Source organism: Streptomyces sp. YIM 121038, from assembly GCF_006088715.1.
Lineage (GTDB): Bacteria > Actinomycetota > Actinomycetes > Streptomycetales > Streptomycetaceae > Streptomyces.
The window spans coordinates 8,980,676-9,006,466 of the sequence record NZ_CP030771.1 but is presented as its reverse complement, the minus strand read 5'-3'; the positions used below and the strand labels follow the sequence as shown (position 1 = coordinate 9,006,466).

The 25,791-nt window shown below is 71.5% G+C and carries 31 protein-coding genes; all 31 read left to right on the top strand.

Translation table 11 applies throughout. The features are described 5' to 3' along the window. Position 1 precedes the first annotated feature (1 nt). The 31 genes from C9F11_RS47685 to C9F11_RS47675 all read left to right on the top strand — a co-directional run bounded on the left by C9F11_RS47685 (position 2) and on the right by C9F11_RS47675 (position 25,748). Positions 2 to 175, top strand: coding sequence for a hypothetical protein (locus C9F11_RS47685; protein ID WP_171075966.1), 174 nt, complete (start codon positions 2 to 4; stop codon positions 173 to 175). Positions 176 to 183: 8 nt separating this feature from the next. After that, on the top strand, positions 184 to 705 hold the full coding sequence (locus tag C9F11_RS37595; RefSeq protein WP_138964197.1) for a hypothetical protein: 522 nt from the start codon (positions 184 to 186) through the stop codon (positions 703 to 705). Then, positions 702 to 1,157, top strand: a complete 456-nt coding sequence (locus C9F11_RS37590; RefSeq protein WP_138964195.1) for a hypothetical protein — start codon at positions 702 to 704, stop codon at positions 1,155 to 1,157. The genes C9F11_RS37595 and C9F11_RS37590 overlap by 4 nt, the downstream gene beginning before the upstream one ends. Further along, the gene (locus C9F11_RS37585; RefSeq protein ID WP_138964193.1) at positions 1,154 to 1,933 is read left to right on the top strand and encodes a hypothetical protein; all 780 of its coding nucleotides are present in this window, start codon (positions 1,154 to 1,156) and stop codon (positions 1,931 to 1,933) included. Before C9F11_RS37590 ends, C9F11_RS37585 begins: the two co-directional genes overlap by 4 nt. Before the next feature lie 89 nt (positions 1,934 to 2,022). Then, complete coding sequence (locus C9F11_RS47680; protein WP_171075965.1) at positions 2,023 to 2,178, top strand: hypothetical protein; 156 nt, start codon at positions 2,023 to 2,025, stop codon at positions 2,176 to 2,178. Positions 2,179 to 2,241: 63 nt separating this feature from the next. Continuing rightward, positions 2,242 to 2,547: a hypothetical protein gene (locus C9F11_RS37580; RefSeq protein ID WP_138964191.1), complete on the top strand. Its 306-nt coding sequence runs from the start codon at positions 2,242 to 2,244 to the stop codon at positions 2,545 to 2,547. A 107-nt stretch (positions 2,548 to 2,654) separates the two neighbouring features. Continuing rightward, on the top strand, positions 2,655 to 3,038 hold the full coding sequence (locus tag C9F11_RS37575) for a hypothetical protein (protein ID WP_138964189.1): 384 nt from the start codon (positions 2,655 to 2,657) through the stop codon (positions 3,036 to 3,038). 24 nt (positions 3,039 to 3,062) lie between these two features. Next, on the top strand, positions 3,063 to 3,281 hold the full coding sequence (locus tag C9F11_RS37570; protein WP_212767865.1) for a helix-turn-helix domain-containing protein: 219 nt from the start codon (positions 3,063 to 3,065) through the stop codon (positions 3,279 to 3,281). A gap of 126 nt (positions 3,282 to 3,407) precedes the next feature. After that, positions 3,408 to 3,812: an HNH endonuclease gene (locus C9F11_RS37565; protein ID WP_138964185.1), complete on the top strand. Its 405-nt coding sequence runs from the start codon at positions 3,408 to 3,410 to the stop codon at positions 3,810 to 3,812. Positions 3,813 to 4,102: 290 nt separating this feature from the next. Beyond that, the gene (locus tag C9F11_RS37560; RefSeq protein WP_138964183.1) at positions 4,103 to 4,567 is read left to right on the top strand and encodes a phage terminase small subunit P27 family; all 465 of its coding nucleotides are present in this window, start codon (positions 4,103 to 4,105) and stop codon (positions 4,565 to 4,567) included. 43 nt (positions 4,568 to 4,610) lie between these two features. Beyond that, positions 4,611 to 6,305 (top strand): terminase TerL endonuclease subunit, encoded by a 1,695-nt coding sequence (locus C9F11_RS37555; RefSeq protein WP_249402050.1) that lies wholly within the window; start codon positions 4,611 to 4,613, stop codon positions 6,303 to 6,305. Between the two features lie 21 nt (positions 6,306 to 6,326). Next, positions 6,327 to 6,545 carry a hypothetical protein gene (locus C9F11_RS37550; protein WP_138964179.1) on the top strand — a complete coding sequence of 73 codons (219 nt, stop codon included), beginning with the start codon at positions 6,327 to 6,329 and terminating at the stop codon, positions 6,543 to 6,545. Then, positions 6,545 to 8,503 carry a phage portal protein gene (locus C9F11_RS37545; protein WP_138964177.1) on the top strand — a complete coding sequence of 653 codons (1,959 nt, stop codon included), beginning with the start codon at positions 6,545 to 6,547 and terminating at the stop codon, positions 8,501 to 8,503. Before C9F11_RS37550 ends, C9F11_RS37545 begins: the two co-directional genes overlap by 1 nt. Before the next feature lie 13 nt (positions 8,504 to 8,516). Next, positions 8,517 to 9,407, top strand: coding sequence for an HK97 family phage prohead protease (locus C9F11_RS37540; protein WP_138967486.1), 891 nt, complete (start codon positions 8,517 to 8,519; stop codon positions 9,405 to 9,407). Between the two features lie 6 nt (positions 9,408 to 9,413). Next, complete coding sequence (locus tag C9F11_RS37535) at positions 9,414 to 10,742, top strand: phage major capsid protein (RefSeq protein WP_138964175.1); 1,329 nt, start codon at positions 9,414 to 9,416, stop codon at positions 10,740 to 10,742. A gap of 15 nt (positions 10,743 to 10,757) precedes the next feature. Continuing rightward, a complete protein-coding gene (locus C9F11_RS37530) occupies positions 10,758 to 10,970 on the top strand; it encodes a hypothetical protein (protein ID WP_138964173.1) in 213 nt (70 codons plus the stop codon). Positions 10,971 to 11,056: 86 nt separating this feature from the next. Beyond that, positions 11,057 to 11,362, top strand: coding sequence for a hypothetical protein (locus tag C9F11_RS37525; protein WP_138964171.1), 306 nt, complete (start codon positions 11,057 to 11,059; stop codon positions 11,360 to 11,362). Then, positions 11,355 to 11,912: a mobile element protein gene (locus C9F11_RS37520; RefSeq protein WP_138964169.1), complete on the top strand. Its 558-nt coding sequence runs from the start codon at positions 11,355 to 11,357 to the stop codon at positions 11,910 to 11,912. The genes C9F11_RS37525 and C9F11_RS37520 overlap by 8 nt, the downstream gene beginning before the upstream one ends. Positions 11,913 to 11,928: 16 nt before the next feature. Further along, entirely contained in the window at positions 11,929 to 12,297 is a 369-nt protein-coding gene (locus tag C9F11_RS37515; RefSeq protein WP_138964167.1) for a hypothetical protein, read from the top strand. 9 nt (positions 12,298 to 12,306) lie between these two features. Then, a complete protein-coding gene (locus tag C9F11_RS37510; RefSeq protein WP_138964165.1) occupies positions 12,307 to 12,588 on the top strand; it encodes a hypothetical protein in 282 nt (93 codons plus the stop codon). Continuing rightward, on the top strand, positions 12,576 to 13,004 hold the full coding sequence (locus C9F11_RS37505; RefSeq protein ID WP_249402049.1) for a DUF3168 domain-containing protein: 429 nt from the start codon (positions 12,576 to 12,578) through the stop codon (positions 13,002 to 13,004). Before C9F11_RS37510 ends, C9F11_RS37505 begins: the two co-directional genes overlap by 13 nt. Before the next feature lie 62 nt (positions 13,005 to 13,066). Then, on the top strand, positions 13,067 to 13,837 hold the full coding sequence (locus C9F11_RS37500; RefSeq protein ID WP_138964163.1) for an Ig-like domain-containing protein: 771 nt from the start codon (positions 13,067 to 13,069) through the stop codon (positions 13,835 to 13,837). A gap of 85 nt (positions 13,838 to 13,922) precedes the next feature. Further along, complete coding sequence (locus C9F11_RS37495; protein WP_138964161.1) at positions 13,923 to 14,288, top strand: hypothetical protein; 366 nt, start codon at positions 13,923 to 13,925, stop codon at positions 14,286 to 14,288. Between the two features lie 4 nt (positions 14,289 to 14,292). Beyond that, positions 14,293 to 14,658 (top strand): hypothetical protein, encoded by a 366-nt coding sequence (locus C9F11_RS37490; RefSeq protein ID WP_138964159.1) that lies wholly within the window; start codon positions 14,293 to 14,295, stop codon positions 14,656 to 14,658. A gap of 161 nt (positions 14,659 to 14,819) precedes the next feature. Continuing rightward, positions 14,820 to 15,080: a hypothetical protein gene (locus C9F11_RS37485; RefSeq protein WP_249402048.1), complete on the top strand. Its 261-nt coding sequence runs from the start codon at positions 14,820 to 14,822 to the stop codon at positions 15,078 to 15,080. A gap of 22 nt (positions 15,081 to 15,102) precedes the next feature. Beyond that, complete coding sequence (locus C9F11_RS37480) at positions 15,103 to 19,476, top strand: phage tail tape measure protein (protein ID WP_138964157.1); 4,374 nt, start codon at positions 15,103 to 15,105, stop codon at positions 19,474 to 19,476. Between the two features lie 20 nt (positions 19,477 to 19,496). Continuing rightward, a complete protein-coding gene (locus C9F11_RS37475) occupies positions 19,497 to 20,375 on the top strand; it encodes a hypothetical protein (protein ID WP_138964155.1) in 879 nt (292 codons plus the stop codon). Further along, positions 20,375 to 21,532 (top strand): phage tail protein, encoded by a 1,158-nt coding sequence (locus tag C9F11_RS37470; protein WP_138964153.1) that lies wholly within the window; start codon positions 20,375 to 20,377, stop codon positions 21,530 to 21,532. The genes C9F11_RS37475 and C9F11_RS37470 overlap by 1 nt, the downstream gene beginning before the upstream one ends. Further along, complete coding sequence (locus C9F11_RS37465; protein WP_249402047.1) at positions 21,532 to 22,461, top strand: hypothetical protein; 930 nt, start codon at positions 21,532 to 21,534, stop codon at positions 22,459 to 22,461. The genes C9F11_RS37470 and C9F11_RS37465 overlap by 1 nt, the downstream gene beginning before the upstream one ends. Before the next feature lie 11 nt (positions 22,462 to 22,472). Beyond that, positions 22,473 to 23,090 carry a hypothetical protein gene (locus tag C9F11_RS37460; RefSeq protein WP_138964151.1) on the top strand — a complete coding sequence of 206 codons (618 nt, stop codon included), beginning with the start codon at positions 22,473 to 22,475 and terminating at the stop codon, positions 23,088 to 23,090. Between the two features lie 12 nt (positions 23,091 to 23,102). Beyond that, on the top strand, positions 23,103 to 25,748 hold the full coding sequence (locus C9F11_RS47675) for a right-handed parallel beta-helix repeat-containing protein (protein ID WP_171075964.1): 2,646 nt from the start codon (positions 23,103 to 23,105) through the stop codon (positions 25,746 to 25,748). Positions 25,749 to 25,791 lie beyond the last annotated feature (43 nt).

Here is a 25,791-nt window from a genome sequence, read left to right as displayed (position 1 = left end):
CATGGCCAACACACCTGTCCTCGAAGCCCTGTTCCCAGCCGCAGCCCTGGTCGGCCTCCTCGGCCTGTGCAGCCTCGCGCCCCGCCGCGCGCGCCTGCTCTACCTCACCCCGATCAGCGCCACGACCCTCGCCATCCTCGCCCTGGCCGCCCTCGGCATCGCCGTCCTCCGATAGGACCCACCGTGACCCCGCTCGGCATTCCCGTCTACACCGCCGTCTCCCTCGGCGGCGTCACCGTCGGCCTGTCCCTCACCGCCTGGGACGTCACCCGCTGGTGGGCCACCCACAAGAAGCGCCTCGCCGCCAAGGCCCTCAAGGACCTGGCCCCGGTCGTGCTGTGCATGCTCTACGGCGCCCTGCTCGTCCTGTCCGCAGGCGGCATCATCGGCGCCGCCGCCGACTGGTCCCTCTGGGGCAGCAACCAGGTTGGTGAGGTCGGCCTCGTCTACGGCGTCGGCGGCACCAGCCCCGACGTCACCCGCACCTCCCAGCTCGCGCTCACCCCCGGCGGGCACTCCGTCGTCATCATCCTCACCGTCATCGTCGCCGCCGTGACCAGCCGCCGCGGCATCAACTGGCGCTTCGTGCGCGGCATCCTCGCCGGGATCAGCCTCGGCCTCGCCAAGAGCATCGCCGGAGCCGTCGGCTACCTCGCGGCCCCTGTCGTCTCCACCGCCGGTGACTACGTCGCGGGGCTGCTGTGAGCGCCCGCGCGGCCGCCGCGGGCCGTCGACTGTGCCGCGGCACCTGGCTCGGCATCGAGGCGTGGGGGCGCTGGCAGACGGCCGCCGACCACGCTCCGCGCGAGCGGACCCTCGGCGCCATCGCGCGCGCCGTCGGCGTCGCCGTGCGCCGCCTGGTCCTCGCCGTCGGCGCCGCCGTCTTCTACGGCCTGCTGCTGATGCGGGCCCCGCACCTGATCTACGCCGTACCGCTCGTGTGGCTCTACGGCGCCTGGCAGATGTCCGAATCGTCCGCCCCTCCCCCACCGAGAGGGGCTCGCCCCCAAGGCGACGTCCTCGCAGGTGAGACCGGCGAAGTCGAGCGAGTGGAGCCGATCGCAGAAGGGGTTGGCTTCATCCTGCACCCAGTCCGGGTCGAGGTCGCCCCCACCCAGCCCACCGACAGCAGCGAACCGACCGGACGGACACCGTGAGCCCAACCCGCAACGGCACCATCTACGCCCTGATCGACCCCCGCGACAACAAGATCCGCTACATCGGCAAGACCGAGAAACCCGTCCTCACCCGACTCGGCAGCCACCTCGCCACCCCCACCAACCCAGCGATGCGCGTCTGGATCAACGCCCTCAGCCTCCAAGGGATGACCCCGCGGATCGAGCCCCTCACCACCGTCCCCGTACCCCTGCTCAACCACGAGGAACAGCTGCAGATCCGCCGCCACGCCGACCAGGGCCACCGACTCCTGAACTTCCCGTACTACCGCCAGCACCTCGCCGATCTAGGGCAGGCGGCCCCCGCCCCTGCCCGGGTCCCGAACAGCGCCATCCCCGATGTGCGGCTCGCGGCATGGGCGTTCGGCCGCCTGGCCAAGGCCCGCGCCAACGACACGGTGCCCGCGTGGGCAGCTGCCTTGATCGTCACAGCAGGCGGGCCTGCCTACGCGGCGGCGCTCCTGCTGCGGGCAGTACTGCGCGCGCTGCTCCACACATTCATCGGCAACTGCCTGGCAGCTCTCAGCGCAGGCGGATGGATCCTCTGGGACGTCGGCTTCGACGCAGCCGTCCGCGAAGTCCTGCTGCCGCGCCTACCCGTCGCGCAGTGGTCAGCGTTCTGGGACACCTACATGGCCGGGCCGCTCGCGGCGCTGGCCCTCAGCTTCGCCTGGCCCGCTGTCGCGGTGTCGGTCTTCCTCGCTGGCACGTCGTACGCCGACGTCGCGAAGAAGGTTCGCGCCCGGCAGGGCCGTTGACCCGCAAGCCCCGGCGCGGCCGCCCGCCGGCCAGCAGACCGGCCGCCCCGGACCACCCATCCCGCGACACGAGACAGGAGACCGCCATCGTGGCACCGCTCCCGCAGGACATGCCCATCCGCCCACCCCACGACGCCGAGCCCGACCCGGCCCACGCCACCGACTACCAGGCCAGCCGCGGCGGCTACTACCCCACCGAACCCAAGCCCGTACCCGGCGCGCCGCAGGGCCACGAGCAGAGTTGACAAAAACGTGCCAGAACCAGAGAAGTGCCCCGGCACCGTCTACAGCTGGAGAAGGATGAGCACATGAGCGACGACATGCCCGACTGCGGCCTGGGCGACTACGGGGCAGCCCACCGTCAGGCCCACGAGGCGGTGCTGCGCGAGATGCTCCGCAACAACCCGGACCTCGATGAGCAGCGCGCCGACGACCTGATCGAAGCCCTGCTGGACGAGGCCGCGCACCTCATGGCTGAGGAGCAGCGCGCCATGGCCAAGCACCACGCCGTATCACTGGACAGCGGCGGAGAGGTATCGATGGCTGACCTGATCAACTGGATCGATCCGCGCGTGCCTGAGTCCGAGGGAGGGCGACCGCGCCAGGAAGGGTGAACGTCTAGGCCGCCAGCACACGCCGGGCCGCGCCCGGCACCGGCCCCGCCGCGCTTCGTCGCAGCGGGGCCTTCTTCATCCCCACCCCGTCACGAGAGGATCCCCCCATGCCCGACCTGCCCGACGACCGGCCGCTGCCACACCAATTCGACGCCACGATCAAGGATCTGACCCGCGCCGTCCAGGCCCTTCCCCGCAAGCCGACCACGCAGCAGGACTACGAGCGGGTGGAACAGCTCGTGGAGTGGATCAGCGGCGCCGCCATCACACTGAAAGAGGGCACACCGCACCCGCAGGAAGAACTGCCCATCGGCCCCTCGTACCCCGGGACTCGGGCCGACGTCACCAGGGCCCTGGCCGCCATCACCGCCCTCGTGCCGCCCCCGCAGGACGCAGGCCCCCAGCACTACGCGCAGATCAGGGACTGGGCAGAGTGGCTGTGGCACGCCGCCCGCAACGTGGGCCAGCGCTTGGGAGACGCGTCCTGGTGAGGCTACGGCCGCATCATGGTCACCATGGAGTATCCGTCCCTGCCCCCAGGCCTCCTCACCACCACCCAGGCCGCCACAGCCTGCGGCGTCCGCCCGGCCACCATCCGCGACTGGATACGCCGCGGCATCCTCCACCGCGCAGGCGGAAGCCCCCGCCGCCCCTACTACCGCATCGACGACATCACCACCGCACGAGCAGCAGCCAAGCCCACCCGCCCAGGCCAACGCAGCGAAGCCGCTTGACGTGCACCAATCTCATGCGCCACGATCTTTCCGCAGACCCATGCCCAAAACCGGGCACACACACCACACATGATCAAGCCCCCGACGGCCACGCCCCGGGGGCTTCGCCATACCCAGGAGGGGCCCATGCCGTACGCCCCGCCCTCCCGCTGCACCGACCCCGAGTGCCACGAGTACGCCACCAAAGGATCACGCTGCGACGACCACCAGCCCATCCCCTGGCGAGGACGCGACAACAAGGCCGAGCGCTACGGCATCAGCTCAGGCGAGTGGCGATCACTCAAGGCCAAGATCACACGACGTGATCACGGCTGCTGCTACCTCTGCGGCGCCGAGTCGCCCGACCCCGAGCAGTACGACGAAGGCGACCGCACCACCTGGCCACACGAGCTCGACCACGTCATCCCCATCAGCGAAGGCGGAGCACGCCGCGACCTCGACAACCTCGGCCTGGCCTGCGTGACGTGTCACGAGGCCAAGAGCAAGGCCGAGGCCGCACGAGCCAACGCACGGCGCCGCAAGGCCCGCTGAGAGCCCCGCAAGGGGCCACCACGAGCCCCACACGGGCCCGAGCCCCCTCCCGGCGCTCACCGCGAGCCAAGGACCACACGAAAAACGTGCACGCAGACCACGAATTTGGTCTCCGAACGGCCCAAAAGTCGCCGCACAGACCCGAATTTCACTGTCTGTAACCCCCGCCGAGCCCGCCCCGCACCCCTCCCGGAGGGGTAGGGGAGTCGAAATCACCAGGTCAAAATCCTGGGGGCCCGCCGCGGTCAACTCGGAAGACGTGAGCTCAGCTCGCTGATAGGGGGTCAGCTATGGCCAAGGCTTCCGAGCCTGCCCCGCTGCGGCTGCTAAAAGGCAGGTCAGAGGGCCGCGACTCCGGCGGGCGGCCGGTCCCGGCCGTGCCGACGTTCAAGCGCGTCGCCCCGGCCCCGCCTGAGTGGCTGTCGGCGGAGGCGCGCGCGGAGTGGGACCGGGTGGTGCCGGAGCTGGCGCGGCTGGACCTGCTGAAGGAGAACGACCGGGCGGGGCTGGCCGCGTACTGCGAGGCGTGGGCGACGTTCAGGGAGGCGACGGAGGCGGTGCAGCGGGAGGGCCTGACGATCGAGGCGAAGCAGGGCACCCTCGCGCACCCGGCGGTCGCGATCGCCCGGAACGCGGGGAGGGAGTTGCGGACGTGGGCCGCGCACTTCGGCCTGACGCCCTCCACGGAGCAGGGGCTGAGCCGGGGCGGGGGCGATGACGTTGGGGACGACAACCCGTTCGCCGGGTCGGGGTAGGCGCCGGGCGACGAAGACGCCGGCGGCGTACCTGGACGAGGAGTTGCTGGCGCGGCTGAAGCTGTCGCGTGAGGTCGCCTGGTACCTGGTGGAGCGCGGGATCCCGCTGCCTGACTGCCCGCCCAAGGTGATCACGCCGTCGCCCGGTGAGGCGCCCGGGGCCGTGTTCGATCCGGCCCGCGTCGACCGGGTGCTGCGCTCCTTCCACCTGCTGCGGCACACGCAGGGCAAATGGGCGGGCCGGCCGCTGGACCCGGACCCGTGGCAGGTCGCGTACATCCTGGCGCCCGTCTTCGGCTGGGTGCGGTGGGACGACGAGGCCGAGGGCTACGTGCGGGTCGTCCGCAAGCTGTACGTGGACGTGCCCCGGCGCAACGGGAAGACCACCCTCAGCGGCGGCATCGCGGTGTACCTGATGGCGGCGGACGGGGAGCCGGGCGCACAGGTGTACGCGGCGGCCACGTCGGAGAAGCAGGCGCGGTTCACGTTCGATCCGATCCGACAGATCGCCGAGCGGGCGCCCGCGCTGAAGGGCAACGTCAAGGCGTTCACGAAGAAGATCACGCACCCGGCGTCCGGCTCGTACTTCACCGTCGTCTCGTCGGTGGCCGAGGCGATGCACGGCGCGAACGTGCACGGCGGGATCATCGACGAGCTGCACGTCCACAAGTCCCCGGACCTGGTGGAGACGATCGAGACCGGTACCGGCTCGCGTCGTCAGCCGCTGGTCGTGATCATCACTACAGCGGACGACGGCAAGCAGGAGTCGATCTACGACCGGCGCCGTCAGTACGTCGAGCAGCTCGCCCGCCGGTCGTTGCACGATCCGGACACGTACGGCGTGGTGTGGGGCGCGGACGAGGGTGATGATCCGTTCGCCGAGGAGACGATGCGCAAGGCGAATCCCGGCTACGGGGTGAGCCCGAGCGCGGCGTATCTGCGGGGCGCGGCGGCGGAGGCGCAGCAGTCACCGGCGGACCTGGCGAAGTACCTGCGGCTGCACCTGGGGATCCGCACGAAGCAGTCCACCAGGTTCTTGCGGCTGGAGGACTGGGATGCGAACGCGGGCCTGGTCGACGAGCAGGCCTTCGCCGGGCGGGAGACGTGGGGCGGCCTGGACCTGGCCAGCACCAGCGACCTGTGTGCGCTGTGCTGGCTGTTCCCCGACGACAGCGACGGCACGCTCGATGCGCTGTGGCGGTTCTGGACGCCGGAGGACAACCTGCGGGCCCTGGACAAGCGGACGGCGGGGGCGGCCTCGCGGTGGGTGCGTGAGGGCTTCCTGGTGGCGACGCCGGGCAACGTCGCGGACTACGACTTTATCCGCGAGCAGGTCCGCCGGGACCGGGACACCTTCCGGGTCCGCTCGCTGGGCTACGACCCGTGGAACGCCTCGCAGTTGACGAACGACTTGATCAGTGAGCGGGCGCCGATGGTGAAGGTCCGCCAGGGCTTTCTGACCATGTCGCCGTCGCTGAAGGCGATTCAGCGGCTGGTGCTGCAGGGCACGCCTGAGGCTCCGGCGCTGCGGCACGGCGGGCATCCGGTCGTGCGCTGGTGCGTGGACAACCTGGCCGTGGCGATGGATCCGGCCGGGAACGTGAAGCCGGACAAGGCCAACAGCGGCGACAAGATCGATGGTGTGTCGGCGCTGGCCACCGCCATGTCGGAGATCCTCGCCCGCCCGCCGCGGCGGAAGTCGAGGTACGCGGACGAGGACGAGATCATGGTCGTGTGACGCGGCCGGGCGGGAGGCGGCGTGTTCGCATGGCGGCGTACGGCGGTCCGTAAGCGGGTGATCGTGAACCTGGCGGACAAGGCCTTCGAAGGGGTGCTGTGGGCGCAGCGGGGCCCGCTGCTGGTGCTGCGTGATGCGCGGCTGCTGGAGGCGGGGCGGGAGCCGCAGCCGGTGGACGGGGAAGTCGTGGTCGAGCGGCCTCGGGTGGAGTTCACGCAGGTCCTGCCGGGGGGTGGCTGATGGCGTTCGTGGTCTCCTCCGGTGATCTCGCCACCACCGGCGCCGGGGTGCTGCCCGCGTACGCGCCGATGACCTACCGGGCGGCGCCGTGGGAGTACGAGACGATCTGGCGCACCCAGCCCCAGGTCCGCACGGTGATCGCGTTCCTGGCGCGGAACATCGCCCAGCTCGGTGTGCACGTCTACCGGCGGGTGAGCGATACCGACCGGGAGCGGCTCACGCTGCACCCGCTCGCGCAGCTGCTCAACACCCCGCTGCTCGGCATGACGACGTACCGGTTCATCGAGCGGCTCGTCTCGGACATCGCGCTGTACGACAACTGGTACGGGATCAAGCTGAAGCTCAACGGGCAGTTGCAGATCCTGCCGGTGCCGCCCACGCTGATCCGCCCCTACGGGGGCAACTGGATCCGGCCCAAGCACTTCGAGACCGCGGGCGGGCGGGACTTCGGGGTGGACGAGGTCGTCCACATCCACGGCTACTCGCCCACTGACCTCACGTACGGCGAGTCGCCCATCGAGTCCCTGCGCGACCTGCTGCTGGAGTCCTCCGAGGCGTCCAAGCAGCGACGGCACATGTGGAAGTCCGGGGCTCGCCTCACCGGTGTCCTGGTCCGGCCAGCCGACGCGCCGGACTGGTCGCCGGACGACAAGCGCCGCTTCCGCGAGATGTGGCGCTCCTTCGCCGACGGCGGCGGCGCCGAGGGCGGTACGCCGATCCTCGAGGACGGCATGACCTACGACAAGGTCGGCTTCAACCCCGAGCAGGCGCAGTACATCGAGGCCAGGAAGCTGACCCGCGAGGAGGTCTCCGCGGCGTACTTCATCCCGCCGCCGCTGATCGGGATCCTGGATCACGCCACGTACAGCAACATCAAGGAGCAGCACAGCCACCTCTACCAGGACACCCTCGGTCCGTGGACGGTGATGATCCAGCAGGAGTTCGCGGCGCAGATCCTGCCCGACCTGGAGGGCACACCGGGCGAGTACGGCGATGTGTACTGCGAGTTCAACATCGCGGAGAAGATGCGCGGCGACTTCGAGAGCCAGGCGGCCGCGGCGTCGACCGCTACGGGCGGGCCGTGGATGACTCGGAACGAACAGCGGGCCCGCTTCAACCTGCCGCGCGTTGAGGGCGGCGACGAGCTGATCGTGCCGATGAACGTCACCGAGGGCGGCCTCGCCAGCCCCAGGGATACGGCGCCGGATGCGGTGGACGCGGTCCCAAAAGCGCGCGGCCTGCCGCGTAGGAAAGCCTCCGGCAGGCCGTCATCGATCGGGTCCTTCGCCAGCGAGCGGGACGCGCTGCAGCAGACGCTCACCGCGTTCACCGAGCGGCAGAGCACCGCGCTGCTGGTGGCGGCCGGGGCGAAGGCCGCCGAGGGGCAGGCGCTGCCGGACCTGCTGGCGCTGTGGGCGGCCGGGTCCGAGGACCGGCTCGCGCAGCTGCAGGCTCTGCTGGCCCACCACGGCTACCGCCTCGCGCAGGTGGGGGCGTGGGAGGTCCTCGACGTCTGGAACGAGGAGGCCGAGGGTTGGTCGGCCGAGGTGATGCTCGCCTGGATCCTCGCGGCTGCTGAGACGCATGCGGCGCAGCACGAGGAGGCCGGACGGGAGGCCGTCGCCCAGGTGCAGGAGGAGGGCGGCGAGGGCTGGCGGGAGGCCCTGCAGTCGGCTGCGGTCGCGTGGGGCACCGCGGCTGCGGCACGGGCGCTCACCGCCTCCACCGAACTCCGCTCCTTCGGCGGCCACGACGCGGCCGGCGCGTCCGGGCTGACGCGGAAGGTCTGGCGCACGGGCGGCAAGAACCCGCGGGCCTCCCACCGCGCACAGGATGGCGAGGCCGTGGCGCTGGATGACGTGTTCTCCAACGGGCTGCGCTGGCCGGGCGACGGCAAGGGCCGCACCGAGGAGCTCGTGAACTGCAACTGCACTCTCGACTACGCGAAGGAGGAGTGACGCCGTGCGCACGATGGAAGTGGCCGCCAAGGTCAAGGCGGCGGGCGTCGCCGACGGGCTGGCCGAGGGGCAGTTCACCGCCCTGGTCAGTGTGTTCGACACCGAGGACAGCATGGGCGACATCGTCCGGCCGGGCGCGTTCACCCAGACGCTGGCTGAGTGGGCGGCCAAGGGCGACGACATCCCGGTGATCTGGTCGCACCAGTGGTCGGACCCGTTCTCCCACATCGGACGGGTCGTCAAGGCGGTGGAGACGCTGCAGGGCCTGGAGGTCACCGGGCAGATCGAGGACCTCGCCGACAACCCGACGTCCGCCCAGGTCTACCGCCTGCTCAAGGGCCGCCGCGTCACGCAGTTCTCTTTCGCGTACGACGTCGGCGAGGGCGGCTGGATCACCGACGACGAGCACCCCTGGGGCGGCTACTACGAGCTGCGGCGCCTGGACCTGCACGAGGTCGGCCCGTGCCTGCTCGGCGTCAACAGGGACACCGAGCTGCTGGCGGCGAAGGCGCAGAGCCTGGCCGCCGGAGCCAAGGCAGGCCGCGTCCTGAGCGCGGCCAACTATGACCGCCTCGCCTCCGCCCACTCGGCGATCGGTGAGGTCCTGGCCGCTGCGGAGCCGGAGAAGGCCCGCGGCCCGGCCGCCCCCACGACCAGCCCCGAGGAGTCCGGCCAGCCCGGCCCGGCGGCGGCCAGCGGCACCGTGCCGCCCGCTCAGCCCTCCGAGCCCGCGCCCGCCCAGGACACCGTCGCGGACACCAGTAAGAGCAGCACCGAGGACGAGACCACGCCGGACCCCCGCGAAGCGCCGTCGCCCGACGCCGCCGCCAGGGACGGTGCCGCCTCTGCCCGTCTGCGCACCGATCTCCAGCTCCTGGAGCTGGAGGTCTCGCTCACGGAATGAGGAGACATGCCCAACACGATCAAGGAACTCTCCGAGGAGATGAAGCACCACCTCCTCAAGGCGCGGGAGATCACCGCCCTCGCTGAGAAGGAGGACGACCGGGGCTTCACCGACGAGGAGAACACGCAGCTTCGCGAGCACATGGCCAAGGCCACCGCGGCCAAGGCCCAGATCGAGAAGCTGAAGGGCAATGAGGAGCTCAAGGCGACGCTCGCCCAGCTCGGCGACGACATCGCCCTGAACGCCAAGACGGATGAGGATGGGCAGCGGCAGACCGCGTCCGGCTTCCATCTGCCGGACAAGGCCAAGTCCGTCGGTGAGCAGTTCACCGAGTCGCCGGAGTACAAGGCCCTGCTCGCCCAGGCCCCCAACGGGGTCTTCGCGAAGAACCAGCGGGTGCAGTCCGGCATGGTCGGCTACAAGTCGCTGGTCACCGGCGCCTCCGACACCTCCGGCGGCGCGCTGGTCCAGCCCGACTACCGGGGCCTGCAGGTGGGCCTGGACGTCTTCCAGCGGCCGCTGCGCATGCGGGACGTCGTCACCCCGGGCACAACCACCTCCGACACGGTGGAGTACGTGCGCGTCACCTCGGTGACGAACAACGCCGCCCCGGTGGCTGAGGCCACGACCGCGGCAGCCCCGACCGCGCCGGGCGGTGCGGGCGCCCTGGTGAATGCGGCGGGCGGCGGCTACAAGCCGGAGTCCGGCCTCGCCCTGGCGAAGATCCAGGCACCGGTCAGGACGATCGCGCACTGGATGCCCGCGACCAAGCGGTCCTTGTCCGACGCCGCGCAGATCCGGACTCTGATCGACTCCTTCCTGCTGTATGGGCTGGAGGAAGAACTCGAAGACCAGATGATCCAGGGCGACAACACTGGCGAGAACTTCGAGGGCCTCGGCAACGTGTCCGGCGTGCAGGCGCAGGCCTGGGACACCGACCTGCTCACCACGCTGCGCAAGGCACGGACCAAGGTCCGCACGGTGGGCCGGTCCATCGCCAACGCCTACCTGTTCAACCCGGCCGACCTGGAGACCCTCGACCTGCTGCAGGACAACGAGGGCCGGTACTATTTCGGCGGCCCGACCGCCTCAGGCAGCGCCAACCCCCTGTGGGGCGTGGGCGTCGTCGAGACCGAGGCCGTCCCGGCGGGCACCGGCTACGTCGGGGACTTCCGCAAGGCCGTGCTGTGGGACCGCGAGCAGGCCACCGTCCAGGTCACCGACAGCCACCTCGATTTCTTCGTCCGCAACCTCGTCGCGATCCTCGCCGAGATGCGCGCGGCCTTCGGCATCATGCAGCCGTCCGCGTTCGTCGAGATCGACCTCACGGCCTGATCGGAGACGACCGCTATGGCGTACCTGAACGCGTCCAAGGGCAAGGCCCGCGAGGGCAGGCAGACCGCCGCCGTCGCCAACGCCGCTGCGGCCACGGCCGCGGCGGCTGCCGGGGCGACGCCGACGAAGGCCGAGTACGACGCGCTGCTGGCCGACGTGAACGCGCTGCGCACCAAGCTGAACGCGCTGCTCGCGGCGATGCGCACGTCCGGCCAGCTCGCGCCGTGACCCTGTTCGTCCACCGTGTCGCTGGAGGGCGTTGCCCGTGCGGGGCCGAGAACGCCGCGTGCGGGCCGCCCTCCAGCGTGGTGCCGGTGGACCAACTCATCGAGGAGGTGGGGCCGGTGAGCGGTCCCCTGAAGAAGTACCGAGTCCGGCGCGGCGGCGTCGTGACCGTGATGAAGCTGTCCGACGACGACGCGAAGCGGCTGGGGGCCGGACCTGAGGACATCGTGGGCGCGGCCTCGACGATCCAGCCCGTGACCGCCGCCGACGAGGAGCAGCCGGACGGGCCCGAGGATGCGGCGCCTGCGGAGCCCGCGCGCAGGACGGCGGCCAAGCGGCGCACCGCGTCGTCGAACAAGGCCCGCACCGGCGCGTCCACGAAGGCCGATGGCTGAGGAGTTCCTCGCCGACCCGGGCGAGCTGGCCGCGCTGCTCGGCCGGTCCGAGGACGACCCCACGCTGCTCGCCGCCCTGCGCGCGGCCACCCGGCGCTTTCGCGGGCAGGTCGGCCACCCGGTCCACCTCGTCGCCGAGGAGACGGTGGTGCTGGACGGGACCGGCCGCGGCTCGCTGCTGCTGCCCGTGTGGCCCACCACGGCCGTCCACGAGGTCCTCCTGGACGGCCAGGAGCTCACCGAGGGAACCGACTTCTCCTGGTCGGAGAGCGGGATCCTGCGCCGTCTGGGCTGCCGGATGTGGCCGGACCGGCTGCGCTGTCTGCAGGTCACCTACAGCCACGGCTGGTCGGCGGCGGCCATCCCGGACGACATTCAGGAGGCCGTGCTGGAGCGCGCGCAGGCGGGGGTCACGATCCCGGTCGGCGTGCAGTCCAAGGCGGTGGGCGGGCAGTCCGTGACGTTCGGCGCGCAGGCCGCGTCCGGCGCGACCGAGGCCTGGGTGCAGGCCGTTGCCCGGCACAAGGTCCGCACCTCCGCCTACGCGTGACGAACGGGGGCTGGTGGTGTTCTTCTTCGACTCCCTGGTGCGCGTGCGCGCGGGCACGCGCACGGACCGCGGCGGGAACACGGTGCCGGACTGGTCGGCGGACAAGGTCGTACGGGTCCCGGTGGGCCAGCTGAACATCCAGCCGTCCAGCCAGGCCGAGGGCAGCAGCACGTCCAGCGGAGCCGCGGACCCCACCCGCACCGCGGTGGTCACGGGCTGGCGCGTGCAGTCCGCCGAGGGCACCCGCCCGGACATCACCGCCGCCGACCGGCTGGAGTGGCGCGGCATGGTCCTTGAGGTGGAGGGCGAGGTCGCCGAGTGGTCGGACCCGCTCACCGGGGCCGTGCACCACGTCGAGTTCACCATGACCCGCGCCACCGGCTAGGAGGCCCTCGTGCTCGAAGAACTCCGCCTCGATTCGGCGGGCATCCGGGAGATCCTCAAGGGCCCCGAGATCCGTCGTGTCGTCGACGGCCTGGCCAACGACATCGCCGCGCACGTCCGCACGTCGGTGCCGTCGGACGTGGCGGTGAGCGTGCGCGGCTACACCACCGACCGCGGCGCCGCGACGGTCACCGTCCAGGACGTGCGCGCCATGGCGTGGCAGGCCCGCGACGGGATCCTCACGCGCGCGGCCGCGGCCGCGGGCCTTGAGGTGAAGGCGTGGCAGCGGTGAAGACGCTGACGGTCTTCGACGACGCGCAGGCCGCCGGGGCTGGGGTACTGCGGACCGCGCTCGCCGGGCGCGCCGAGGCGTACGCGGCCAGTGCCACGGTCGGCACGAGGGTCCCCTACGACCGTGCCCCAGAACTGGACCACCTGCCCTACGTGATGGTCCGCAAGGACTCCGACAGCCCGCACCCCTCGATGGCCAACGCCCGGTGCACGCTGCGGATCACGGTCTGGCACCGGGACGCCGATCAGGCGCACGACCTGGCGATGCTCTGCCAGGGCCTGCTCATCGTCCACTCCGGGCCCGTCATCCGTGGGGTGCGCCCGGGCACCGGCCCGCTCGCTGCTGTCGACGACATCTCCGGCGTCGACCTGTCGACGATCACTGTGCTCGCCAACATCAAGCCCCGCCTGCCCTGACCGGGCGGGGCCCCTCTGCTGAACCGCGGCTCCCTGCATCTGCTACCTGAGAGGAGGGCGCCGTGGCTGGCGACCCGACCAAGGCAAATCTCTGGATCGACGCGGACGTGTACGTGTCCTGGAACCTGAGCGCGACGCTGCCCGCGAACGCCGAGGCGGCGTTCTCCTCGGACTGGAAGCTCATCGGCCTGCTCGACGGCGACGAAGGATTCCCCGAAAGCAGGGATGAGGACTCCGACGACAAGTTCGCCTGGGGCGGCATGATCGTCCGCACGTCCCGGAACCACTTCAAGCTCACCAAGAGCTTCACGTGCCTGGAGGACAACGAGTGGACCCGCAAGCTGGTGTGGCCCGGCTCGACCGCCACCCAGATCAAGGTCCCGCGCCCCGAGCGGGTGCTGGTCGCCTTCGAGACCCGCGAGGGCGAGAAGATCCGCCGCCTGATCACTGCCCAGTACGCCGAGTGCTCGCTGGACGGTGACCACGGCGAGAACGAGACCGACCTCGAATCCGCCACGATCGCCGCGACGATCTTCCCCACCGCCGAGGGCTGGCTCTTCAACCGGCAGGACACCCCAGTGCTGTCGTCGATCTCCGTCACCCCGGCCACGCTGACAGTCGCCGACGGCGAGATCAGCGCCCTGATGGCGACAGCGACGTATTCCGACGCCAGCACGGCGGACGTCACCGCGACCGCGTCGTGGGTCTCGTCGAACCCGGCCAAGGCCACCGTCTCGGCCGGGTTCGTGACCGGCGTGGACCCCGGCTCGTCCACCGTCACGGCCACCTACCAGGGGCAGTCCGACACCTGCGCCGTGACCGTCACGGCCTGAGCGCCCGGGGCGCGGGGAGTTCGTCGCGGTTCGGCCCGCGCCCCGGTGCATCACCCGCCCGCCGAACCGCGACTCGGAGGGCCCTGTGCCTCTGCAGCAGTTCACCGACGCCGAGCTCCACGCCAAGGCCGTGCAGCTCGGCATCATCACCGACGAGCAGGACCTGCCGCGCCAGCAGCGCTCGAAGGTCGCCGCCGCCCTCCTTCAGGAACGCCAGGCCGCGCACGCCGAGGACGCCGCGCCGGAGCCGGTACTGGCCGGGGAGATCGTCGTGCAGCCCGGCGGCGCCGTCCTCGTCGATGGCGCCCCGTTCCCCTGGCTGATCGCCAAGCAGGCCATGGAGATCGGCCTCAACCCCGACGGGATCTCCACCGTGCGCCTGACCCTGATGGCCGGCGCCGTGCAGGTCCTCAAACCCAAGCAGAACCCCGACCAGAGCGAGAGCGAGTAGCGCCATGACCAGCCGAACCGCGACCGACCAGCCCGATGACGGCGAGGTCTTCGAGTTCAACCTCAACTCCGTCCAGGCGGAGACCGAGCTGAAGCCCTTCCGCTTCATGTGGGCCAGCAAGCAGAACCCCAACCGCCGTCTGACCATGCAGCACCTGGAGGGCCTGAACATCTGGCCGCTCATGGCCGCCGCCGACGGCGGTGATGTCGGTGCCATGGTGGGCGTCTTCCGCACCGCGCTGGGCGACGACCAGTGGGAAGACTTCCAGAAGACCCCCTTGCCCCAGTACAAGATGAAGGCTCTGTTCAAGGCCTACACCAAGCACTGCGGCACGAACGTGGGGGAATCGCTCGCCTCGTCCAGCTCCTGAGTGAGCATGGCGAGGCCGTCCAAGCCGACCTGCGCGAGCACTACGGCATCCGCCTCAGTGACCTGTTTGCGCGCGACCCGTACGGGCGGCCGCTGCTGACGTGGCGGGAGCTGGCTGGCTACATCCGCCAGCTCCCCCCGCGCGCCCGCACCCGCCTGGTCATGGGCGAGACCGACGGTGTGTGGGGGCTGCAGGAGCACCTGACCGCGCTCGTCGTCGACGAGCTGCGGGTGGCCAACTGGCAGCGCGGCAACGAGGGCGTGAAGCCGTCCAAGCAGACCAAGCCGCCCAAGCCCATGGTCCGGCCCGGCGTCGGCCGGGGGCGGGACAAGAACAGCCCGGAGCGGATCGCCAAACGCCGCTCGGCCCTGGAGCGGGCAGCGGCGCGGCGCCGCGCTATCGCGTCCGGCGAGATCACCTGAACCAGCGCAGAGGGGGTGTTCCATGCCCTCGGTCGGCTACGCCACCCTCCAGGTCATCCCCTCCGTACGGGGCATCGGCGACGAACTGCGGCGCCAGCTCATCGGCCCCGCAGGCGATGCCGGGCAGGATGCCGGTGAGGCGGCGGGCAGCGGGCTGCGCGACAAGGTCAAGATGGGCGCGGCCGCCGCGGGCGCTGCGGCCGGGGCGCTGTTCGTCGCCGGGATCCAGGAGGCGATGGACCAGGCGAACATCACCTCCACGCTGAAGGCGCAGCTCGGCGCGACGGGCAAGGACGCGGCCCGCTACGGAAAGATCGCCGGGCAGCTGTACGCGAAGGGCATCACCGAAGACGTCGCGCAGGGCGCGGAGATCATCCGCTCCGTGATCAACGCGGGGCTGGTGCCGCCGGACGCGACGAACAAGCAGCTGAAGGCCATCAGCGCGCAGATGGCGGACGTGGCGAACACGTTCGGCACCGACATGTCGCTGCAGACGCAGGCCGTCTCGGCGATGCTCAAGAACAAGCTGGCCCCCAACGCCGCCGCGGCGCTGGACGTCATCACGGTCGGCATGCAGAAGCTCGGCCCGAACGCCGAGGACCTCCTGGAGACGTTCCAGGAGTACAGCGTGCAGCTGCGCAAGCTCGGCATCGACAGCAGCGAGGCGCTCGGGCTGTTCCGGCAGGGCATCCAGGGTGGCGCCCGCGACACCGACATCATCGCGGACGCGTTCAAGGAGTTCTCCATCCGCGCGGTCGACATGAGCGACGGCTCGCGGGAGGCGTACAAGGCGCTCGGCCTGGACGCCAAGGACATGGAGAAGCAGATCGGGCAGGGCGGCGACGCCGCCCAGCGCGGCCTGCAGACCGTCCTGGACAAGCTGCGGTCGATGAAGGACCCCGTCAAGCGCGAGGCCGCGGCTGTCGGGCTGTTCGGTACCCAGGCCGAGGACCTCGGCAAGGCCCTGTTCAAGCTGGACCCGGGCAAGGCCGTCTCCGTGATGGGGGACGTGGCCGGGTCGGCGAAGAAGCTCGGCAAGGACCTGCACTCCGGGCCGAGCTACGAGATCGAGGTGTTCACGCGCGGCCTGAAGCAGAGCTTCGTCAACGTCCTGGGCGGGCAGGTCCTGCCGGTCATCGCCAAGGCCGGGGCGTTCATGAACCGGGCCGTGCTGCCCCCGCTGAAGGCCACCGGCAGCGTCGTCGTCGCCCTCCTCGTCCCGGCCCTGACGGCTCTGTGGACGGCGGGCACAGGCACTGTCGCCTGGCTGCGGGACATGGGCGTGTGGCTCATCCCGGTGGGCATCCTCGTCGCCGGTCTGACCGTGGCCATCACCGCGCAGGCCATCGCCACGGGCGCGGTGACAGCCACGTTCGCGCTGTACCGGGCGGCGATCCTGGCGTGGACGGTGGTGCAGCGCGGCGCGACGATCGCGCAGGCCGCGTTCAACGCCGTGATGAACGCCAACCCGGTCGTCCTGGTGATCACGGCGATCGTGGCCCTGGGCGCCGCGCTCGTCATCGCCTACCAGCGCAGCGCGACCTTCCGCAGCGTCGTGCAGGCCGTGTGGGCAGGGGTCCAGACGGGCGCGCTCGCGGTGTGGGGCGTGCTGAAGATGCTGTTCGCCGGGTTCCTGACCGGGCTGCGTGCCATCGGCGCGGCCGCGGTGTGGCTGTGGTCGACCGTGCTGAAGCCGGTGTTCGGCTTCATCGACACCGCGCTGCGGATCCTGCTGACCGTCGTGACGATCGTGGTGTTCGGCCCGATCTACCTGGCCATCCGGCTCCTCGGCGCGACGTTCATGTGGCTGTGGGCGGTGGCCATCGGGCCGACGGTCCGTCTGATCGTCGCCGGGTGGAAGCTCATGTGGGCCGGGATCCAGGTGGTCCTCGGCCTGCTGATCGCGGGCGTGCGCGGCGGTGGCGCGGCGGTGCGGTGGCTGTACGACGCCGCGGTCGCGCCCGTGGTGCGGCTGGTCGTGGCCGGGTTCCGCCTCATGTGGACCGGCGTGAAGGTCGTCTTCGGTCTGTTCACGGCCGGGCTGAAGGGTGTGGGTGCCGGGGCTAAGTGGCTGTGGACCAACGCCATCTCCCCGGCCATGAGCGGCATCAAGTCGGTGATCTCCACCGTCTACAACACGGGGATCAAGCCCGTCCTGGCCGCTCTGCGGGGCGCCGTCGGTAAGACGGCTGATTCGTTCGAGACCGCCCGCCGCGCGATCAAGATTGCCTGGGACAAGGTCAAGGGCATCGCCAAGGGGCCGGTCAGCTTCATTATCGACACCGTCTACAACGGGGGCATCGTCCGTGTCTGGAATGCGGTCGCCTCCAAGTTCGGGGCGCCGACGCTTCACAAGATCGCGGGTCTGGCGCGCGGCGGTGTGCTGCCGGGTACCTCCTCGTGGAGGCAGGGCGACGACCAGTTGGTGCCCATGCGCCGTGGCGAGGGCGTGTACGTCTCCGAGGCGATGCGCGACCCGTACGAGCGGGCGCGCCTGCACGCGGTGAACCGGGCCGCCATGTCGGGCCGTTCTCTGCAGCCGTACCAGGGCGGCGGGTTCGCCAAGGGCGGCATCTTCGACTGGGTCAAGGACGCCGCGTCCAAGGGCGGCGACCTGGTCACGTCGGGGGTGTCGTGGCTGAAGGACGGCGTCAAGGCCAGTGCGATGGCCGGGTTCAACAAGATCGTGCAGCCGCTGATCGACAAGATCTCCGGGTCCGCGTCCCTCTACAAGGACATGGTCACGAAGATCCCCCAGAAGATCCTCAAGACCGTGCTGTCGTACTCCGGGGAGGCGGACAAGAAGTTCATCGCCCTCGGCGTCGGCGGCAAGGGCTACAAGGGTGCGCTCGCGTGGGCGCGCACGCAGGCGGGCAAGCCCTACCAGTGGGCCGGTAACGGGAACCCGTCCTGGGACTGCTCCGGTTTCATGTCGGCGATCGAGTCCGTCATCCGCGGCCAGAAGCCGCACAGGAGGTGGGCGACCGGGGCGTTCTCGGGGTCCAGTGCTCCGGCGGGCTGGGTGCGCGGCAAGCGCTCCCCGTTCATGATCGGCATCACGAACGCGGGTGTCGGCCACACGGCGGGGACCCTGAACGGCGTCAACGTCGAGTCGCGCGGCGGGGACGGTGTCCTCGTCGGCAAGCGCGCCCGCGGGGCCGGGGACTTCCTGTTCACCGCCCGGTACGGGTTCAACGCCAAGGGCTACGCGTCCGGCGGGCGCCCGCGCCCCGGCGAGCTGGCCTGGGTCGGTGAGATGGGCCCGGAGCTCGTGCGGTTCGGCTCCGGCACCAGCGAGGTCTACGACCACCGCACCTCGGTGCAGATGGCCGCCGGGCTGGGCGCGCGCGGCTTCGCCAAGGGCACCAGCAAGGCGAAGGCGGCGGCCCGGGCCCGCGCGACCGCGCGCGGTCAGATCCCCGGCGACCTGACCGGGGCGAGCAAGGCACTCACGGGATCCGTGGCAGAGATCAAGCGGGCCTTCGACGAGCTGACCAAGGACCTGCGCGCGGCGGGCGGCGCCGGGCGGGCCCTGGCCGCTTCCTCCTCGAAGGCGTCGGCGAAGCTGCAGGCGCTGGCCAAGCAGCGCGACAGCGTCGACAAGCGGCTGCAGGAGGCCAAGGCCGCGGCGGCCGACCAGAAGAAGTCGGCCGCCGACTTCTTCGGCCTCGGCCAGGTCGGGGAGGTCACCACCTTCTCCGACCTGCTGGGCGGGCTGCAGTCCCGCCAGGACCAGGCGCGTGCGTTCCAGAAGCAGATCGCGGGCCTGTCGAAGAAGGGGGTCTCGAAGTCCATCATCAGCCAGCTGGTGGCGCAGGGCCCCGGCGGGCCGCTCATCGACCTGGTCTCCGGCGCTTCCAAGGGGCAGCTGGCGCAGCTCAACCAGTTGGCGAAGTCCGGCGGCAAGCTGTCGACGTCGTACGGCAACACGATGGCGGACGCGATGTTCGACGCGGGCAGCCAGGCGGGGAAGGGGTTCCTGACCGGGCTGAAGGCGCAGGAGAAGGAACTGCAGAAGGCCATGGACCGCCTCGGCGCGGGCCTGGTCAACGCCATCAAACGCCGCCTGAAGATCAAGTCCCCGTCGCGGGTCACCGCGTACCTGGGTGAGATGACCGGCGCCGGGGTCGGGGTGGGCCTGGACAGCACCGCGTCCGCCGTCGCCGCCTCCGCGGCCCGCCTGGCCGACGCCGCGGTGCCCGAGATACCGGCCGTGTCGCCCGCCGGGATCGCCCGCGCCGCCAGCACCCCGACCGGGCTCGCGGCGGGGACGCGGCTGCGCCTGGTCGTCGAGGACGGCCGGGAGTTCGCCGCCTACGTCGACGACCGCGCAGACAGCCGGGTCAGCGCCGGGTTCGCGCGGGCCCGCCGCGCGCAGCACGCCGGCAGCAAGTAGAGGAAGGGAGGGCCCGGCCCATGCCGATGATCGTCGACCCCGGGGCGCCGCTGGTCGAGCCGCCGGAAACCGTCTCCAGCCCGGACGGCTGGCTGACGGCGGCCGTGGATGCGGTATGGGCCGGGGTGGTGCTGTCCGTCGACTACACCGCCGCCACCCCGCTGCCGGATGTGGCCGACGTCCGCAAGGTCCTGATCACCCGCCAGGACCCGGACGCCGCCGCCCCGGTGCCGGTGCGGGGCGCGGACCTGGCGTGGGCGATCGGCGGCGTGAGCCAGGGCTACGACCACGAGGCGCCGCTCGGCGTGGGCGTCACCTACACCGCGCGCCCGCTGTTCGCCGACGGCAGCTGGGGCCCCACCTCGTCGCTCGGTCTGACCCTGCCCGCCCCCGCCCCGCCCGCCGACGTGTGGATCAAATCGCTGGAGGCGCCGGGGGCATCCGCGCGGGTGACGGTCACCGCCTGGCCGCAGCTGTCCTGGGAGGCCCGCATCGACCAGGCCGCGATCGCGGGCAGCCGCTTCCCGGCGGCCGCGCAGGACGTATACGCGGCCACCGCCTCCGAGATCACCATGGACGCCGAGGGCTCCGCGATCGAGGCCGTGCGCGCGCTGCTGACGACGCCCGGCGTGCTGCTGATCCAGACCCGGGCCGCCTACCACCGGCCCGACATGTACGTGCTGGTGTCCGGCCCGGCCGAGGCCCTGGACGGCGAGCCCGACGAGTCCCGGACGTTCACCGCCTCTCTGGTCCAGGTGGAGCGGCCGGACACGGCCGGGCAGCGCATGCGCATGCCCGGCTGGTCCTACGACGCGCTCGCCGAGCAGGTCGCCACCTACGACGCGGTGGAGGCCAGCTACAGCACCTACCGGTCCCTCGCCCTGCGCGGGGTGCTGTGATGCTGCCCGTCACCGACGCCGTGCTGGCCGCACTCGGCCAGGCCGTGGGGCGTCCGTACCGGGCCGACTGGTCCAACGACGGCGGCCGCACCTGGACCGGCTGCGGCATCCAGGCCGGGTCGGCGCAGATCACCGCCAGCCGCACCGCGGAGACCCGCTACACCGGCCAGGCCACCCTCACCGGCGCCCCCGCCGGCGCGCAGGGCATCAACCCCATCAGCACGAACGTGCGGCTGTGGCAGGGCATCCAGCTCCCACGCAGCAACGTCGTGTGGTTCCCGGCCGGGCGGTACACCGTCGGTCGCCCGCGGCAGACCAAGACGGGGCTGGAGGTGGAGCTCGCCGGGATCGAGGACGAGATCCGCGACGCCGGGCTGCCCACCGCCCGCCCTGTGGGCCCGGGCGCCGCCCGCGCGCTGGTGGAGCAGCTCGTCGGCGAGGCCCTGCCGGGCATCCCGGTGTCCTGGCGCGACGGCGTGGACGGCGACCGTCTGGTGCCGCAGGTCCTGGCGGAGTCCAGCCGCTGGTCGGTGCTCTCCTCCGGCACGGACTCCTCCGGCACCTCCACCGGCATCGTCGAGGCCCTGGCCGCCGAGATCTACGCCGACGCCCGCGGCATCATCACCGTCGCCCCGGTGCCCACCCTCGCCGACCCCGTCCGGTGGCGGATCGCCCGCGGCGCGGGCGGCGTGCTCATCGAGCCCCAGACCGAGCAGTCCGATGAAGGCCTGGCCAACGTATGGGCCGTCACCGGCGACAGCGGATCCGGCGAAGCCACGATCGGCCCGGCCTACGCCTGGGACGACGACCCCAACAGCCTCACGTACGCGGGCCCGGACCCCATCTCCGATCCCCTGGCGCCGCAGCGGCTCGGCCTGTGGCACGTACGCCTGCGGGTCCAGCGCCACTCCAGCGCCGTGATCACCAGCCTCGGCCAGGCCCACGAGGTCGCGCAGGCCAAGCTCGCCGACTCCCTGGGCGTGCAGTACGCGCTCTCCCTGACCGCGGCCTGCAACCCCGCCCTGGAGCCCGGCGACGTCGTCGAGGTCGACACCCTCCCCGGGACCTGGGAGCGGCACCTGGTCGACTCGCTGTCCTACACCCTCGGCGCGGCCTCCATGTCCCTGACCACGCGCACCACCGCCAGGAGGCTGTAGTGGACGAAGCCGAACTGTGGGGCGCTGAACTCGCCCGCGCGGGCCGGGCATCCTCGCCGCGGCAGGTCACCGCGCGCGTCGTCGACGTCACCGCCGAGGGCCGCGTGAACCTGGACCTGCTCGGCGCGCTCGTCCCGGACGTGCCGTGCACCGACTCCTACCGCAACCGGGCCGCCGGGGACTGGGTCGCCGTGCAGCTCGGCGCCCGGCCGGTCGTGCTGTGGCGCCTCGGCGACGACCCGGCCGAGGCCGAGGCCGCCACGGTCACCGAGCTCGCCCAGGACGCCGCCCAGGACATGATCGCCGTCAGCGCGTTCACGTGGGGCACCGGCGCCCCCGGCGGCTCCGGCTGGCAGACGGTCACCCAGCTCTACACCCGCAAGGACTCCAACGGCATCGGCCAGCTGTACGCGCAGATCGGCGCCACCGACCCCTCCCCGCCCACCACGCCGACCCGGCCGCCGAAGACGGTGACGATCTCCCCGACCGCCTCCGGATCCTGGCGCGACGGACGGCCCGACGACTACGCCTCCAGCCCCACCCAGGGCACCTGGACCTCCCGGGGGCCGCGGCGCGGGGGCTGGTTCTACGGCACCGCGATCGCCTCCGCCTGCTCCGGCAAGACCGTCTCCAGCATGAAGGTCAAGTTCACGCGCAAGCGCGGCGCCGGCCGCAACTCCCGCGTGCCCATGCACCTGTACCTCCACGACCACACCTCCCCGCCGTCCGGGCAGCTCGACCTCGACGACGGCCCCGAGGAACTCCTGCGCCTGTCCGTCGGCGCGAAGGGCACCGCCACCCTGCCCGCGTCCTGGCGCTCGCAGCTGGCGTCCGGGGCCGCGCGCGGGCTGGCCATCTACACCACCGGCTCGGCGGACTACGGCGCGTTCACCGACGGCCGCATCGTGATCACCTTCTCTGCCTCCTAGGGAGCCGTGCTGTGACCATCGGATTCGCCGAACTTCCCGTCCCGGTGGGCGGGGACAGCCCCACGATCCCCGCCGACATCGCCGAACTCGCCTCCGTGCTGGACCCGCACCTGGTCCAGCACGCTGTGGACCAGGCCGACCGGGATGCGACGTACGCGGCCGCGCCGGTGCAGACCCTGGTCATCGCCCAGAACGGCACCACCTGGATCAAGACCTCCTCGGTGGCGAACACGTGGGTGACGATATGGGAGCCGATGCAGACCTGGCAGTCCACCCTGACCCTGAAGGCGGGGTTCGAGGAGGGGGCGGTCGACCTGGGGATCCGCCGCCTGGAGGGCGGCCACGTCTACCTCAAGGGCCGCGTCCAGCGCATCGACGGCAACAACATCGAGGACGCCAACGCGGTGAACTTGGGCAGCGTGCCGTCCAGCCTGGTCCCCGAGGCGCTCGGCACGTGGGCCGGGACCTGCTCGATGGCGGGCACCACCACCCTCGCGGCCGGGCGCATGGAGGTCCTGGGCGACAACACGTCCTCGGCGTACGGGGATCCGGGCGATCTCCTGTGGTGGTACCAGGGCCCGGGCGGGACCGGCTGGGTGGACATCAGCGGCGACTACTGGCTCGACTAGGAGGCCGCGCGCATGGCTCTGTACACCTACGGCGGCACCCCCGCCGACGTCCTGACCACGGTCACCGGCGACGTCGTGCCCGACTACCCGGTCCTCGTACGTCGCGCGGGCACCGGCGAGCTGGTGACCGCCCTGTACGAGGAGGACGGCACCACCCCGATCAGCGAACTGCGCTCGAATCCGGTGGGCAGCGGGGCGCCGGGGGCGATCCGCACGTTCAAGGCGGACAGCGTGACGGCGATCCAGTTCGAGTACCTCGACGGCGAGGGCGACCCGGTGCGCTGGTACGCGGCCGCGCGCGAGGCCGCCACCGGCGCCCTGGACCAGCTGGAGGCGAAGGTCGACAAGTCCGGGAGCACGCTGACCGGCAAGCTCCAGTGGGGCATGGCCAACAGCACCGACGTGGCCCTCGGATCGTTCAAGGTCGCCGACGCCTTCGACCGGTGGCGGATGACCGCCGACGGCGCGATGGCCTGGGGCAGCGGCGCCGCCGCACGCGACACGTTCCTGTCCCGCTCGGCCGCGGGAGTGCTGGAGACGCCGGGCACGTTCGTGGCCGGGCAGGTCTCCCTGTCCGGGATGCGCCTGTTCAACGTGCGCATCCACGGAGCGACGGGCGGCGGCACCGTCGACGACGCCCCGTTCATCCAGGCCGCCTTCGACGCCGCGCAGGCCGCGGGCGGCGGCTGGGTCATCATCCCGCCCGGCGACTACCGGCTGGCCACGCTCCCTCTGCGGATCTGGGGCAAGACCCGCCTCACCCTGCTGCCGGGCGCGCGGATGCTGCGCGCCGCGGACTCCACCGTGCTGACCAACGGCGCCGCCTCGCAGAACCTGGGCGGCTACACCGGGCACGGCGACCTCGTCATCGAGGGCGGGACCTGGGAGATGCGCGGCACCACCAGCGGCCTGACCGCCTCCCGGATGTGCATCAGCCTCGGCCACGCGCAGCGCATCCTGATCCGCGACACCGAGGTCCGCGACACGCCGGGCTTTCACGCCCTGGAGATCAACGCGTGCAAGAACATCCGGGTGGAGAACTGCCGCTTCCTCGGCTACATCGACCCAGGCTCGCGCCCGTTCTCCGAGGCGATCCAGCCCGACCTGGCCAAGGGCTCGGCGTACTTCGGTGCGTTCGGCCCGTACGACCACACGCCGGTCGAAGACCTCACTGTCACCGACTGCTACTTCGGGGCCTCCGGCACCGCCGGGACCGTGCCCTGGCCGCGCGGGGTGGGCTCGCACTCGGCGACCATCGGCCGCTGGCACAAGCGCATCAAGGTCATCGGCAACACCTTCGAGGGCGGCGCCCAGTACGCCGTCGGCGGCTACAACTGGCAGGACCCGGTCGTCGAGGGCAACACGATCACCGGGTGCGGCGCCGGGGTCCGCATGCGCACCGTCGACACCGCCGACACCGAGGACACCAAGAACACGTCCGGGACGCAGACCTCCGCCTCCCAGGCCGCCCGCAACTTCACCATCGTCGGCAACACGATCACCGGCACGACCGGCTACGACGACTGCATCGTCCTCCAGGGCGAGGCCACCGGCCGGATCATCGACGCGACGATCGACGGGAACATCCTCGACGGCAACAGCGCGGGTGGGCAGAACGGCATCCGCATCGAGTACGCCGACGACTACACGATCGGCGACAACACGATCCGCGACACGGCGGGCACCGGCATCAGCCAGGAGCAGACCAGCGGCGGCACCGTCACCGGCAACCGGGTGCGCGGCACGACCGGCTCCGGCATCGCCTGCACCACGTGCTCCGAGATCGAGATCGCGGACAACACGATGCGCGAGCTCGGCGTCAACGGCATCCACGTTCTCGGGGGCACGGACGTCACGATCGTCGACAACTACATCAAGGGCGCCTCCCGGGCCGCAGCCGGGTCGTGGGGCATCCGCGCCTCGACGTCCTCCGACGGGCTCCTGATCACCGGCAACAAGATCCGCAAGTACGGCAGCGGCAACGAGGTCGCCAACGGCATCGGCATCACCAACACCTGCACGAACGTGCGCCGGTACGGCAACGACCTCGGCGACACCGGCATCGATGACCAGTCCACCGGGCCTGAGACCACGCCGTACGACACCGTGGGGGCGCTGGAGGAGCTGATGCGGCCCGCGGGCCGCTTCGAGACCACCTCACGGCTGCGCTGCGGCACCTCGTCCTCGGCGATGACATCCGGGGTGCTGTACCTGGTGCCGATCTGGCTGCCTAAGGGCGCCGTGATCTCGAACTTGTCGTTCGTCACCGGCGGCACGGGGGTGGGCACGCCGACGAACTACTGGTTCACGTTGCACGACCGCAGCCGCGTGGCGCTGGCCCGGACGGCGGACCAGACGACGGCCGCGTGGGCCGCGAACACCACGAAGACCCTGGCGATCGCGCAGACCACGGCGGGCTCGGCGTCCACGTACACGACGACGTACGCGGGCCTGTACTACCTCGGCATCATGATCAAGGCCACGACCATGCCGACCATCGTCGGCGAGGGATCCATGACCGCAGGGGCCAGCTCCTCGCCCGGTTTCGGCGACACGAACACCGGCCAGACCACCCCGCCGACGGTGACGTCGGGTGCTTTCACGGCGGCCGCTTTCGGCGGCAACACCGGCCTGCTCGCCTACGGCTACACCACCTGATCCCTTCCCCTTCGCACGCCCTGAGCCCTTCGGCCAGGGCGTT

What these genes read in the sequence shown, in the direction of transcription:
- C9F11_RS37580 (WP_138964191.1), top strand. Translation starts at nt 2,242, where the DNA reads ATGAGCGACGACATGCCCGACTGCGGCCTGGGCGACTACGGGGCAGCC.
- C9F11_RS37530 (WP_138964173.1), top strand. Translation starts at nt 10,758, where the DNA reads ATGGCGTACCTGAACGCGTCCAAGGGCAAGGCCCGCGAGGGCAGGCAG.
- C9F11_RS37490 (WP_138964159.1), top strand. Translation starts at nt 14,293, where the DNA reads ATGACCAGCCGAACCGCGACCGACCAGCCCGATGACGGCGAGGTCTTC.
- C9F11_RS37560 (WP_138964183.1), top strand. Translation starts at nt 4,103, where the DNA reads ATGGCCAAGGCTTCCGAGCCTGCCCCGCTGCGGCTGCTAAAAGGCAGG.
- C9F11_RS37565 (WP_138964185.1), top strand. Translation starts at nt 3,408, where the DNA reads ATGCCGTACGCCCCGCCCTCCCGCTGCACCGACCCCGAGTGCCACGAG.
- C9F11_RS47685 (WP_171075966.1), top strand. Translation starts at nt 2, where the DNA reads ATGGCCAACACACCTGTCCTCGAAGCCCTGTTCCCAGCCGCAGCCCTG.
- C9F11_RS37535 (WP_138964175.1), top strand. Translation starts at nt 9,414, where the DNA reads ATGCCCAACACGATCAAGGAACTCTCCGAGGAGATGAAGCACCACCTC.
- C9F11_RS37520 (WP_138964169.1), top strand. Translation starts at nt 11,355, where the DNA reads ATGGCTGAGGAGTTCCTCGCCGACCCGGGCGAGCTGGCCGCGCTGCTC.
- C9F11_RS37540 (WP_138967486.1), top strand. Translation starts at nt 8,517, where the DNA reads ATGGAAGTGGCCGCCAAGGTCAAGGCGGCGGGCGTCGCCGACGGGCTG.
- C9F11_RS37570 (WP_212767865.1), top strand. Translation starts at nt 3,063, where the DNA reads ATGGAGTATCCGTCCCTGCCCCCAGGCCTCCTCACCACCACCCAGGCC.
- C9F11_RS37470 (WP_138964153.1), top strand. Translation starts at nt 20,375, where the DNA reads ATGCTGCCCGTCACCGACGCCGTGCTGGCCGCACTCGGCCAGGCCGTG.
- C9F11_RS37485 (WP_249402048.1), top strand. Translation starts at nt 14,820, where the DNA reads ATGGGCGAGACCGACGGTGTGTGGGGGCTGCAGGAGCACCTGACCGCG.
- C9F11_RS37480 (WP_138964157.1), top strand. Translation starts at nt 15,103, where the DNA reads ATGCCCTCGGTCGGCTACGCCACCCTCCAGGTCATCCCCTCCGTACGG.
- C9F11_RS47675 (WP_171075964.1), top strand. Translation starts at nt 23,103, where the DNA reads ATGGCTCTGTACACCTACGGCGGCACCCCCGCCGACGTCCTGACCACG.
- C9F11_RS37575 (WP_138964189.1), top strand. Translation starts at nt 2,655, where the DNA reads ATGCCCGACCTGCCCGACGACCGGCCGCTGCCACACCAATTCGACGCC.
- C9F11_RS37475 (WP_138964155.1), top strand. Translation starts at nt 19,497, where the DNA reads ATGCCGATGATCGTCGACCCCGGGGCGCCGCTGGTCGAGCCGCCGGAA.
- C9F11_RS37545 (WP_138964177.1), top strand. Translation starts at nt 6,545, where the DNA reads ATGGCGTTCGTGGTCTCCTCCGGTGATCTCGCCACCACCGGCGCCGGG.